Source organism: Nitratireductor sp. B36 (assembly GCF_020833685.1).
Lineage (GTDB): Bacteria > Pseudomonadota > Alphaproteobacteria > Rhizobiales > Rhizobiaceae > Nitratireductor.
Genome location: NZ_JACKZY010000002.1, coordinates 73,836 through 86,239, shown reverse-complemented (window position 1 = coordinate 86,239; position 12,404 = coordinate 73,836). Strand labels below are relative to the sequence as shown.

11 protein-coding genes are annotated in these 12,404 nt (G+C 62.8%); 1 reads left to right on the top strand and 10 read right to left on the bottom strand.

Annotated elements, in window-relative coordinates:
- Positions 1-5: 5 nt before the first annotated feature.
- The 3 genes from H7H48_RS07010 to H7H48_RS07000 form a co-directional block, all read right to left on the bottom strand.
- The gene (locus H7H48_RS07010; protein WP_229448264.1) at positions 6-800 is read right to left on the bottom strand and encodes a mannosyl-3-phosphoglycerate phosphatase; all 795 of its coding nucleotides are present in this window, start codon (positions 798-800) and stop codon (positions 6-8) included.
- A complete protein-coding gene (locus tag H7H48_RS07005) occupies positions 797-2,578 on the bottom strand; it encodes a sugar phosphorylase (RefSeq protein WP_229448263.1) in 1,782 nt (593 codons plus the stop codon). Before H7H48_RS07005 ends, H7H48_RS07010 begins: the two co-directional genes overlap by 4 nt.
- 65 nt (positions 2,579-2,643) lie before the next feature.
- Positions 2,644-3,354, bottom strand: a complete 711-nt coding sequence (locus H7H48_RS07000) for a phosphoribosyltransferase (protein WP_229448262.1) — start codon at positions 3,352-3,354, stop codon at positions 2,644-2,646.
- Between the two features lie 146 nt (positions 3,355-3,500).
- On the opposite strand from H7H48_RS07000, the gene H7H48_RS06995 reads away from it, so the two are divergent.
- Positions 3,501-4,670 carry a M20 aminoacylase family protein gene (locus tag H7H48_RS06995; protein WP_229448260.1) on the top strand — a complete coding sequence of 390 codons (1,170 nt, stop codon included), beginning with the start codon at positions 3,501-3,503 and terminating at the stop codon, positions 4,668-4,670.
- A gap of 176 nt (positions 4,671-4,846) precedes the next feature.
- Here the strand turns inward: H7H48_RS06995 and H7H48_RS06990 are convergent, their stop codons facing one another.
- The 7 genes from H7H48_RS06990 to H7H48_RS06960 form a co-directional block, all read right to left on the bottom strand.
- Positions 4,847-6,625, bottom strand: a complete 1,779-nt coding sequence (locus tag H7H48_RS06990) for an adenine deaminase (RefSeq protein ID WP_229448259.1) — start codon at positions 6,623-6,625, stop codon at positions 4,847-4,849.
- Positions 6,622-7,539: a nucleoside hydrolase gene (locus tag H7H48_RS06985; protein WP_255663413.1), complete on the bottom strand. Its 918-nt coding sequence runs from the start codon at positions 7,537-7,539 to the stop codon at positions 6,622-6,624. Before H7H48_RS06985 ends, H7H48_RS06990 begins: the two co-directional genes overlap by 4 nt.
- Before the next feature lie 16 nt (positions 7,540-7,555).
- The gene (locus H7H48_RS06980; protein ID WP_229448258.1) at positions 7,556-8,581 is read right to left on the bottom strand and encodes an ABC transporter ATP-binding protein; all 1,026 of its coding nucleotides are present in this window, start codon (positions 8,579-8,581) and stop codon (positions 7,556-7,558) included.
- Positions 8,574-9,353, bottom strand: a complete 780-nt coding sequence (locus H7H48_RS06975) for an ABC transporter permease (RefSeq protein WP_007008938.1) — start codon at positions 9,351-9,353, stop codon at positions 8,574-8,576. The genes H7H48_RS06980 and H7H48_RS06975 overlap by 8 nt, the downstream gene beginning before the upstream one ends.
- A complete protein-coding gene (locus tag H7H48_RS06970; protein ID WP_090328023.1) occupies positions 9,350-10,177 on the bottom strand; it encodes an ABC transporter permease in 828 nt (275 codons plus the stop codon). The genes H7H48_RS06975 and H7H48_RS06970 overlap by 4 nt, the downstream gene beginning before the upstream one ends.
- A gap of 73 nt (positions 10,178-10,250) precedes the next feature.
- On the bottom strand, positions 10,251-11,273 hold the full coding sequence (locus tag H7H48_RS06965; protein ID WP_229448253.1) for a polyamine ABC transporter substrate-binding protein: 1,023 nt from the start codon (positions 11,271-11,273) through the stop codon (positions 10,251-10,253).
- Positions 11,274-11,306: 33 nt separating this feature from the next.
- Entirely contained in the window at positions 11,307-12,386 is a 1,080-nt protein-coding gene (locus tag H7H48_RS06960; protein ID WP_229448252.1) for a LacI family DNA-binding transcriptional regulator, read from the bottom strand.
- Positions 12,387-12,404: the final 18 nt, after the last annotated feature.

The following is a 12,404-nucleotide window of genomic DNA, read 5'->3' as shown; positions in this document are numbered from 1 at the left end:
CCCCGCTATTCGATCTCTTCCAGCACTGCGAGCATCTCTTCGTTCCAGCCTGCCGGCCCCGCAAGACGCGCTCTTCTCAGCACCTGGCTTCCACCACGGGCAATCTTGCCGACCCCCGCATGGGCAGGGTTGGGAATTTCAATCGCGATGTCGACGCTTTCCAACATGCCCCTGTCATTCGGCGCATCACCAAGTGCGATGCTGATCGCTGGCACGCGCTTGTCTTCAAGCCGAGCCAGAAGCTCCCTGACCCTTTGCCCCTTTGTGCCACCAAACGACAGCGTGACGAACCGACCGCCCTTCTGGATGTGAATGCCCTTCCTGCTCAGTGCCTGACAGAACGCGGCAAACGCCTCTTCCGTTCCGCTCCAGATGCCCGGTTCGGAATATTCGCGCTGCTTGGCCAGTTGCGCGCCCTCCAGGCTCAAGCCCGTGCGCGCGGCCACCTCCTGCTCATCCCAGTCCGAAAAGCCGGAATAGCATCGCCGCAGCTCTGCAGGCAGAGCATCGAGATGGCCGATGAGCTCCTCGTAGCGGCCACCGCTCTCATGTTGACTGCCCCGCTCGGAAGCAAGAATGCCAGCCCCATTTTCCACAATGGCCGGACAGTGGGAAAAATCCAGAGCGCGACGCAGCGGCGCGATTTCGGCAGCCGTTTTGCTGGAAGCAAGGATGAGTGCGCCATAGCGCGCGCGCAACGCCTTTATCGCGGGCAGAGCGGGCGTGAAATCATAGGTCTCGTGATCCAGCAGCGTACCATCCAGGTCGCTGAACACGACGAGGCGCGGCCTGATGATCATGAAACCGTTTGCCGGTTGGAGATCCAGCGAGTCTGATACGGAGCAAAGGCTATCTCACCGGAAAGCTGCGCCACCGGCTCACCCGACAGGAGATCGCACCATGCATCACCCTCGATCAGATTGAGGGCCATGGAGGGAATGGAGCGCGGCTCTGCCGTGAGATTGGAAACGGCAAAGATGCTTTGCGCCCGATCAAGGCTTTGACGCCAGAAACCGAAAAAGGCCTCGCCGAGCTGAAGCGTGAATTGCGTGGCGTTGGGATGGAAGGCAGGTTGCGCCGAGCGCACGCGCACCATCTCCTTCAGCCGCGAAAGCACACGGGCGGAGAGCGTGTTTGGATCATCAAGCTCCTTGCGCAGCATCGCGTAGTCCAGTCGCTTCCGGTTGATGGCGCGATTGTAGCCCAGCTTTTCAACACCGTCATAATCGTTGCGCGTTGCGAGCAGGGAGTGGATGTAAAATGCGGGAATGCCCTCCAACCCCATGACAATGGCCTGGCTGCAAAGAAAGCGCTCCACCTGCAGGTCGTCGGTCCCTTCATGGGTTCCGGCAAAGGCGTCAAACAGGGCCACATTCAGTTCATAGGGCCTGTCGCCATCCGGGCGAGCATAATAGGAAACCCGGCCGCCAAATCCCTGCACCGTGTCGATGACCTGCAGGATCTCTTCTTCAGGAATGAGACCTTCGGCGGGTCGCAGGCCAATGCCATCATGCGAGGCGGAAAAATTGAAATAGGCACAGCCGAGCTGCGCCGGCGGCATCGCCATCTGCCAGGCGTTGAGATATTTTGACGTGCCGCCCAACAACGCATGGAGAAGAAGCGGCGGCAACGCGAAATTGTAGATCATGTGCGCTTCGTTGCGGTTGCCGAAATAGCTGAGGTTCTCGACATTCGGAACATTGGTCTCGGTGATGAGAACGATCGGCTCTACGCGGTAATCGCACAAGAGCCGGATAAGGCGGATGATCTCATGCGTCTGGCGCAAATGGATGCAGCGTGTGCCGATCTCCTTCCAGAGGAAGGCCACCGCATCGAGGCGAATGGTGCGTACGCCACGCTCGATATGCTCGCGGATGATGTCGAGAAACTCGAATAGGACACGCGGATTGGAAAAATCGAAATCCACCTGATCGTGGCTGAATGTGCACCAGACATGTTTGATGCCGTGGTCGGTCTCAAAGGCGCGCAGGAGTGGATGCGTACGGGGTCGCACCACCGCACTCAGATCATCTTCAGGGTTCGCCACCTTGAAGAACCGGTCCCACGGTTCGTGGCCCTGCAGGAAATCCGAGAACATGCGGCTCTGGCTGGAGCAATGGTTCATCACCAGATCGGACATGAGACGGAAATGGCCCGCAATGCGCGAAATATCGGCCCAGTCGCCCAACTGGCTGTTCACCTCGCGATAGTCGGTAACGGCGAACCCATCATCCGAAGTGAACGGAAAGAAGGGCAGGATGTGAATGCCTGTGAAGACGCCCGCCAGATAGCGCTCGGAAAAATCGTGCAACAGATCGAGGGGCTTGTGTTCGCCATCCACCAGCGTGTTGCCATAGGTGATGACGTAGTTGTCCTTTTCGCTCCATAAAGAATTTGCTGGCACCCGGCCACGCCTGCGCGGCCTGCCATCCTGACCGAAAAAAGCCGCCAGCGCCTGTTCGGCAAGCAAGGCTCGATCATGCTGTGGGTATATGGAGCCAAGGAGCTGGCCGAGACCGTTTTGCAATCTGGCGGGCGCCATTGCCTGCGCGCTCGCTTCTGCTCCCGTGTCTCTCATGTGCTGAACCGGTTATGCTGCATCGCAACATGATGGCGCGGGAAACCGGTGATGGCAAGAGGCAGTCAGACTTCCGGCAACCAGCCGCCCTCAGGGGTTGGCACAAGTGCGGGTGTTTCAAACACACCGACCACACGGTCTGCAATGCCTTCGACCTCGGCAGAAAGCGCGTCGCGCCAGCGCGTGGTCTGGAGCATGGCCGCACCGATGGCGACGGGCTCGATGTCGCAAAGCTTGAGGAGCTTCAGACCGGCCAGAATGGAGCTGCCGGTGCTGATGACATCATCCACCAGGAGCACGCGGCGACCCTCGATGAGCGGCAGCATGCGGGGGTCCACGTAAAGGCGTTTCTGCTGATCGGGGCTGGTGACGGAGCGCAGCGGAACCGAACGCTCTTCCTCATACCAGAACTTGCGCGACGTGCTGAGCGGCACATAGCGGCTGTGACCGAGCGCACGGGCGACCTGAGAGGCAAGCGTCAGGCCGAGAGTGGGCAGGCCGATAACGACATCCGGCCTGAAGGCAGACGCCTTTTCGGCCAGCGCCTTTGCCAGCGCGTCGGAAACGGTGAAGCTTGCCTGGTTGACGATGAGCGAGGCAAGCGCCCGCTCGCCGCCCGAAAGAACGCGGATCGGGAGGCCGAGCTGACGCCCATCGGGCAGCTCCGCGGGGAAGAAACCCTTATGGCCGCCGCGCGGGGCGCGCTCAAAGGTTCCTGCCGGTTCGAGCTCCTGCCAGAATGCCTGGGGATCGATCTGGAAATCGGAATGCGTCATTGTCTGCCGAAGGGCCCCGCGTTAAGAATGAGCTGTTTTCACCTTGGATTTCTGTTTCCGGACAGAGCAACGATCTCCACGCCGGCCGCCTTGCTGCGGAAGGCATCTTTTATCCGGGCAGACGCATAAATGGAAAGGGCGTATTGATGGCTGTTAACGAGGATGTTCGTGCGGAGCTCGATTTTCTCGTCGCATTGCGACGCGACCTGCACGCACATCCCGAACTGGGCTTCGAGGAAGAGCGCACCAGCCAGATCGTCGCCGAACATCTGACAGAGACCGGCATGAAGGTGCATCGCGGCCTTGGCGGCACCGGCGTGGTGGGCACGCTGACGGTGGGCAATGGCCCGCGCACCATCGGCCTGCGCGCCGACATGGACGCGCTCGCCATGCCCGAAACCGCCGACCGGCCCTACAAATCCACCGTGCCCGGCAAGATGCACGCCTGCGGACATGACGGACACACGACGCTGCTTCTGGGCGCGGCGCGCGAACTGGCGCGGACACGCAATTTCTCCGGCACGGTGCACTTCATCTTCCAGCCGGCGGAAGAAGGCCGGGGCGGCGCAAAACGCATGGTGGAAGACGGGCTGTTCGAGCTTTTCCCCTGCGATGCGGTCTATGGCCTGCACAACATGCCCGGCCTCGACACCGACGAGATGGCCGTGGTGGCCGGACCGCAGCTTGCCTCTTCCGACAGCTGGCAGGTGCGTTTTCGCGGCGTCGGCACCCATGGCGCAAAACCGCATCTGGGCAAGGACCCGGTGACGGCGGGCGGGCATTTTCTTGCGAGCCTGCAGACGATTGTCGGCCGTGTGGTGGACCCATTGCAGCCGGCCGTGGTGAGCGCCTGCTCGGTGCAGGCGGGCGACCCCAAGGCGCTCAACGTGATCCCCGATTTCATCGACATAGCAGGAACCGCCCGCGCCTATACGCCGCGTGTGCGCGACCAGTTGGAAGAAGAGATCGGCCGGCTGGCGAATGGCGTGGCTGCGATGTTTGGCATCAAAGCGGAATACCGCTTCATCCGCCGCATCCCCCCCGTGGTGAACGATGCGGATGCGACGGCGCGTGCGCTGGCGGCGGCACAGGCCGTTTGCGGAGACAAGGTGCGCACCGACTTTCCGCCTTCGACGGCGGGCGACGACTTCGCGTTCTTCTCCCAGGACGTGCCGGGGGCCTATGTGTGGCTCGGCAATGGCCCGGCGGTGGATGGCGCGCTGCACCACAACACGGCTTATGACTTCAATGACGGGGCGATCGGCACCGGCGTAAAATTCTGGACGACGCTGGTGGAGCAGGAACTCGCGGCCTGATTGGTTGACTTGGGCGCCGGCCCCTCATTCGCCTGCCGGCACCTTCTCCCCGCCTGCGGGGAGAAGGAAAGCGCGGATTTTCTCTCGCTCAGTATTTTAAATACTGCGTCTATGCCCCCTTCTCCCCGTTCACGGGGAGAAGGTGAGGATGAGGGGCGAGCGCCGGCTTCTGAAACCTATCCCAGCACCTCAAGAATTGGCGTTTCCAGAACAGCGGGGCGGGCATTGTCGGCAATGCCGAGATCGGTCTGGTGCGGGCCGGCATTGCAGGCGAGCGTCGCGCCGAAACAGGCCTTGAACACCAGATAGGGCGGCTCCCAGGCGACAATGTCGTCCATGGCGGAGCGCAGGGCCGTGAAGCCCGCCGCCACATCGGCCAGCGGTTCATCGGAAACGAGGCCCGACAGGGGCAGCGCCAGAGAGGCGACGATGCGACCGCCCTGCGCAACGGCCATGCCGCCGCCAGCCTCGATCACCCAGTTGGCCGCTGCCGCCACATCCTCTTCATTGCCGCCGAAGACCGTGACGTTGTGGCTGTCGTGGGAAACCGTGGTGCAGAATGCGCCGCGCCAGGAACCCCAGCCGGTGAGATAGCCCACGCGCGGAATGGCCGCCGCGCGGCCATGACGGTGAATGACGCTGATGAGCGTCGCGCCTTCGGGCGGCACGACGAAGCCGCCGCGCACCGACGCTTCCGCCTCGCCCCACTCGGTGAAGCGGGGGCGGTGAATGGTGGCGACGCGCACACGCTCTCCCTCAGCCCGGAGGCGAAAATCATCGGGCGTGAAAATGGGGCATTTGATGGAGCCTGTGAGCGGCGCGGTGGAATGCGCCTTCACCGGGGCCGTCAAAGCGCCATCGCGCGCGACCACAACGCCATTGGCGATGACGGCGGCGGCGCGGAAATTCTCCAGATCGTCAAACAGCGCGATGTCGGCGCGGCGACCGGCGGCGACAAGGCCGAGATCGGGGCGCGCGAGCCGGTGCGCGGCATTGAGCGTTGCCGCCTGAATGGCCCAGGGGGCCTGCATGCCGTAGCGCACCAAACGGCGCACCACATCGTCAAGCCCGCCTTCGTTGAGAAGTGAATCCGGGAAAACGTCGTCGGTGCAGAGCGTGACCGTGGAAGGCAGATGCCCGAGCGCGTTCAGCGCCTCGACAAATTCCGGCAGGAGGTGGTCGTGCGAGCCGCGCATCTCTATGGCGAGGCCGGCGCGCATTTTGGCCATCAGATCGTTGCCGGAGACGAGTTCGTGATCGGAACTAACACCGGCGGCCATGAACGCGTTGAGGTCTGCGCCAGCAAGGCTGCGGGCATGGCCGAAGACGGGTTTGCCACTTTCAAGGCCGGCCTGCACCACATCGCGCATGGGCGCGGTGCGGTCGATGACGCCGCGCATGTTCATGACCTCGGCTACGCCGCCAATGCCGGGACGCGCCAGCATGTCGGCTAGCTCGGCCCCGCCAAAATCCGCACCGGACATTTCGAGACCGGGGGCTGCGGGAACGCAGGACGGCGCGAGCACGATCATGCGTAGCGGCAGATCGGCTGCCGCCTCCAGCGCCCAGCTGACGCCATCGAGCCCATGCACATTGGCGAATTCGTGCGGGTCCCACTGAACGGTGGTGACGCCGCGCGGCAGCACGGCTTGCGCATAGGCCGCAGGCGTGATCATGGAGCTTTCCACATGCATGTGCATGTCGATCAGGCCGGGCGTGATGGTGAGGCCTTCCGCTTCGATGATCTCGGCTGCGTCGTCGCGCGCGCCTCGCTCGTGGACGCTGGCGATGAGCGCGCCAACAATGCCGATATCGGCGGGACGCAGTTCGCCCGTCACTGCATCGAGCAACGTGCCGCCGCGAATGAGAAGATCAAACGGCGCATCGCCGCGTGCTGCGGCAACGGCGCGGTCGCGCAGGGTAGGATCGTTCAGATCGCGGGGTTCGGCGGTCATAAGCGGGCTGCCTCCACGAGGGCGTCGAGCGCCAGCGCGCGAACGCGGGCGGCATCGGCGCGCATGCCCCACAGGGCGTTGGGTTTCACATGCGGGCGCTGGTCGACAATGGTGCGGCCACGCGTGTGCGCGCCGGCAAGCTCCATCGTCACCTCCGCGTCTTCGAAGACGAAGGCGTCGGGCGCGACAAAGGCGGCGGCGGCGGTGGGATCGTAAAGGGCCATGGCGCTCCGTCCGCTGTTGAGCGCAATGTCGACATAGGCGCCAAGAAGATCGGCGAGAATTTCTGCCTTTTGCGTGCCAACGGCGCGCACGACATCCACATCTTCAGGGCCGACGAGCACCTGACGGCAGAGATCGAGATCGGCAACACGAAGCGAAATGCCGCTTGCGAAAACGATGGCAACGGCCTCCGGATCGGCGAAGGCGTTGAACTCGGCGGACGCCGTGTGGTTGCCGCGCGTCGCGCCGCCGCCCATCCAGGTCACGCTGTCGATCTTTGAAAGCAGATCCGGGCGGGCGAGCGACAGGATCGCGATGTTGGTAAGCGGCCCAAGCGCCAGGATTTCGCCCGGCGCATCGAGCCCTTCAAGCCACGCGGTCAGGGCCGCAAGCGCATCGGTGCGCGGTAACGCCTCGGCTTGAGGAAGGCTGCGCCCACGGGTGGGAATGCCGGTGGGCCCGAGAACATGGGCGGGTGTTTCCACCCCGCCCAGGATCGCCCGTTCCGCGCCGGTGTGGATCGGGAAGCGCCAGCCAAGCAGCGATACGGCTCCGGCGGCATTGGCGCGCACCGCGTCCATCGGCGCATTGCCGAACACCAGCGAGACGCCGGCGATCGGCTTCGACGAGGCGGCGACCATCATCACCGCCAGAATGTCGTCGAAGCCCATATCCGTGTCGATCCAGACCAAGGCGGACGCTCCCTTTCTACATGCGTTCGAGAACGGCGGCGCGCTCCGGCGGCAGGTCGAAGGCAACTGTGCTGCCCGGCTCGAAAGCGGGGGCGGATGCATCCATCTCGGCCTTGATGGGGCCGAGCGGGCTCTTCAGGAGATATTCGCGCGAACCGCCGGCAAAGGCAGCGCCGAGCACCTCGCCTTCAAAACGCCCCTCCCCGAGGGTCACCATATGCGGACGCCAGGCAAGCCCCGGCGCATTGACGGCAGACGCACCGGCGAGATCCACTGCGCCATTGTCCGTGACGATCTTCCCGTCCTTGACGGCAAAGATGTTTTCAAAGCCGACGAAATCGGCAACGAAGCGCGAACGAGGACGGTTGTAGACATCCTCGGGCGAACCGACCTGTTCGATTGCGCCTTCCTTCATGACGACAATGCGGTCGGCCAGCGCCAGCGCCTCGTTCTGGTCATGCGTGACGAAGACCATGGTGACGCCGCTCTCGCGCTGGACGCGCTGCAACTCGGTGCGCATTTCCAGACGCAGGCGCGCATCGAGGTTGGACAGCGGCTCGTCGAGCAGCAGAACCTTGGGCTCCATGACCAGCGAACGGGCAAGCGCCACGCGCTGCTGCTGACCGCCGGAGAGTTCCGCCGGCTTGCGGCTGTGGAATTTTCCGAGCCCGACCATGGCGAGGCCGGCCTCGACCCGCTGGTTGATCTCCACCGTGGGGAGCTTCTTCAGGCGCAGGCCGAAGGCGACGTTCTCGAACACGGTCAGGTGCGGGAACAGCGCATAGGACTGGAACACCAGACCGACATGACGTTTGTTGGCCGGCACATAGGTGATGTCCGCGCCATCCAGCGTGATCTTGCCGGACGCCGGACGCAGAAGGCCGGTGATGGCGCGCATGGTGGTGGTCTTGCCGCAACCGGAGGGGCCGAGCAGCGCAATCAGCTCGCCCTTGCGGATGGAGAGGTTGAGGCTTTCGACCGCGACGGTCTTGCCATAGGCGAGCGTGAGATCGCTCAGATCGAGATAGGTTTCATCAGACATAGCGGGAGAACCCCAGGAAACGTTCCGCGAGGAAAACGATGGAAATGGAAAGGAAGGCGAGCAGCGCGGCGAGAGCGGCCACCGACGGATCATAGGTGATTTCCATGTACCAGATCATGTCGATGGGCAGCGTGCGCACGCCCGGTCCTGAAAGGAAGAGCGACACCGGCACCTGATTGAAGCTGGTGACGAAGCCCAGAATGAAGGCCGCCAGAATGCCGCTCTGAATGTTGGGCAGCACGATCCGGAAGAAGGTGGCGACCCGCGAAGAGCCGAGGATGACCGCAGCCTCCTCGATGTCGCTGCGCAGATTGTCGAGCGAGGCCGAAACCACGCGCACCGCATAGGGCAGGATCAGCGCCGTGTGGGCGATGAACAGAGCCAGACCGACGCTCACATCAAGCGGGATCACCAGATAGCGCAGAAGCGCCAGACCAACGATGATGCCCGGCACGATGATCGGGGCGGAGACGATGGTGCGGATGGTCTCGCCGAACGGCAGACGATAGCGCGAGGCGGCATAGGCCACCGGCACGCCGAGCACGAGAGCGGCGAGCGTGCCGAAAATGGCGAGGAACATGGAAAGCGCAAAGCTTGCCCTAAAGCTCTCCACCTCGAACACTTTCATCACCCATTTGAGCGACAGGCCCTGCGGCGGGAAGGCGAGCGTTTCGCCGCCCGAAAGGGCCGCCGCGACGATGATGACGAACGGCCCAAGCAGGAAGATGAGGACGAGCGTCAGCGTGACGTAGGACAGAAGGCGGGAGGTCATCGCTTGTTCCTCGCGGTGGCCAGGCGTTTCAGAAGCAGGTTGGCGGAGAAGCTCATGACCATGAGGATCATGGCGATGATGCTTGCAGAGGCGAAATCGTTGGCAACGGTGACGCGCTGATAGAGCAGCGTTTCCAGCATCAAGACCTTGGAGCCGCCGAGAATGGCGGGGGTGATGTAGGCCGTGAGCGATCCGGTGAAGACCAGCGTGCCGCCGATGACGAGCCCTTCCTTGGTGAGCGGAAGGATGACCTTGACGAAGACCTGCAACCAGTTTGCGCCCAGAACGCGCGCGGCGGGCACGGCATCCTTGGGCATGTTTTCCAGCGCGCTGATCAGCGACAGGATCATGAGCGGCAGGAAGAGCTGCAGAAGACCGATGAAAACGGCCGTTTCGGTGAACAGGAACCGGATGGGCGTGTCGGAAAGACCGAGCCAGACAATGGTCTCGTTGACGAAGCCGGTGCGGCCCAGAATGACGATCCAGGCATAGGTGCGGGCGACGGGCGAAATCATCAGCGGCATGACGACGAGGCCGATCATGCGGCCGCGCGCGGTGGGCGGCAGCGTGACGATGGAATAGGCCGTGGCATAGCCGATGACCGCCGACACGGCGGTCACGATCGCGCCGAGCTTCAGCGTGCGCCAGAAGACGGTGCGGTTGAGCTCGCTTTCAAAGAAGCCGGCATAGGACGCCAGCGTCCAGCTTCCCTCGGCGCGAAAGCCCTCGGAAAGCAGGATGCCCACGGGAACGAGAAAAACGATCGCCGCGAAGACCGCCGCGGGCAACGCCAGCGCCAGTCCTTCCATCCGATTCTGAAACATGTGTTGGAACCTTGTGTTGGGTTCGGGGGCAGGCCCTCCGCCCGCCCCCGGACCAGCGCATCAGCTTAACGGCTTACTGGCCGATCTGAGCATTCCACTCCGAGAGCCAGGTCTCGCGGTTGTCGAGGATGACGGCCGGGTCGAGAAGCTGGAGGCTCTCAACGGTCTCGGCGCCATAGGTGAGGTTTTCGGCGATCTCGTCGGAGACCTTCACCTCGGAATTGGCGGGGCTGTCCACCAGCGCCTCGGCAAGCTTCGTCTGGATCTCGGTGGAAAGCCAGAAATCCATGAACTCATAGGCGAGATCCTCGTTCTTGGCGCCCTTGGTCAGGATCATGACATTCATGCCGCCGGTCTGACCTTCCTTCGGCGTGGCCCAGGCCATGTCGAAGCCCATCTTGGAGTATGCGCCCCAGGCGAACCGGCCAATGGGTGCAGCCAGGATTTCTTCCTGCTGCATGAGCTGTGCGACCTGCGAGGAACGCTCGTAGAATGTGACGATGTCGTCCTTGTTCTTGGCGACTTCGGCGATGGCGGCCTTCAGGTCTGCCGCATCATCGCCGATGGCCTTGCCGACCATGTAGAGCGCGGGCGGGCCCTGATTGGTGCTCACATTCGGAAATGCAACGCGGCCCTTCAGCTTGTCCTGGAACAGATCGGCCCAGCTTTCGATCGTCACCTCGTCGGCACGGTAGGCGATCGACGTGGCATAGAAGGTGTAGCCGACACCCATGTTGTCGCCCACCGGATCCTTGGCGATGTCGTAGAGCTTGTCATAGTTCGAAAGGCGGCTGACATCGATGGACTGGGTGATGCCCTTGCGCGCAGCTGAAAGCGCATCATGGGTGGACATAACAGCCATGTCGATTTCCGGATCGTCCTTGCGTGCTTCCAGCTTTGCGAGGCGCTCCACGGAATTGCCGGTCTCCACCACCAGTTCGCAGCCGCACTGGGCCTCGAACGGATCATAGACGATCTCTTTGAAAGCGTCCTGGGCGAAGCCATAGACGGAGATGACGAGCTTTTTATCAGCCGCCTGCGCCGCACCGCTGAGTGCGGCCAGCGCGACGCCTGAAGCCAGGAGTTTCTTGAACATATCTAATTGTTTCCTTCTCTGGTGGTGCTTCTTCTAGACTTGGTCGACGGTGGGTGACGCCGAGCCGCGAAGGCCCGGCGTCCTCTCGTCAGAAGCGGGGAGCCCCAACTTCGGCCCGCTCGACTGACGAATGATGAGTTCCATTGGAATGCAGTTCTGTCCTTGAGATGCCTTCAGTCCGTGCGGAACCGCCCCGGCACCATCCTGTTCGATCTGGGAAATGAGGTCGGCAATGGCGATTTCGGCAATACGTTCCATATCCATTCGCATTGTCGTGAGGCTCGGCGCTATAACGCCGGCCCAGACAAGATCATCGAAACCGGTTACGCTGACATCGCCCGGGATGGAGATACCGCCCTGCTGCAGTTCGGTGATGGCGCGAAGGGCGTGAAGATCCGACACCGCGGCGAAAGCCGTAACACCCTCCTCCACCAGCCGCACGAGACCGAGCGAACAACCGGCCCCATGGCGACGCTCCATTTCGCCTATCCAGATCAGACGTGTCTCGCCCCTGCCGGCAAAAGCCTCGCGAATGCCGCCAATGCGGTCGTTTTGCACATTGGAATCCGAATGGAGACCTATGATCGCGACCGATCGATGGCCAAGGTCAAGCAAATGCCGGCCAATCTCCCGACCGCCATTCCAGTGATCGGCGGCAACGGTGTTGCCCGGCGTGGTGGGGGAATCGATCACCGCAACCGGACGGCCAATATCGCCAATGCGCGTACCATGGCGGGGAACCACAACAATGCCGTCGGCGCCCCGCTCAATCAGCCGGTTGATGGCGCGGGACTGAGCCTCGACATCACCCCGACTGTCGCCGATAAGAACGCCGTAGCCCGCCTCGGACGCCGCGTGCTCGATCGCCTGCGCGAATTGAGGAAAGAGCGGGTGAGCAATGTCGGCCAGAACAAGGCCAAGCACATGGCTGCGTCCGGTGCTGAGCGCCCGGCCTGCGAGGCTCGGCACATAGCCCAGCTCCTTTGCCTTTTCGCGGATCGTCCGGCCGAGTTCCTGCGACACGCGGCCCTTTCCGGACATCGCGTTTGAAACGGTCGCAACCGATACGCCAAGCGCCTTGGCAATATCGGACAGATTGGCGCGAGAAGCCATCAAAGCCCGGTTCAGAAG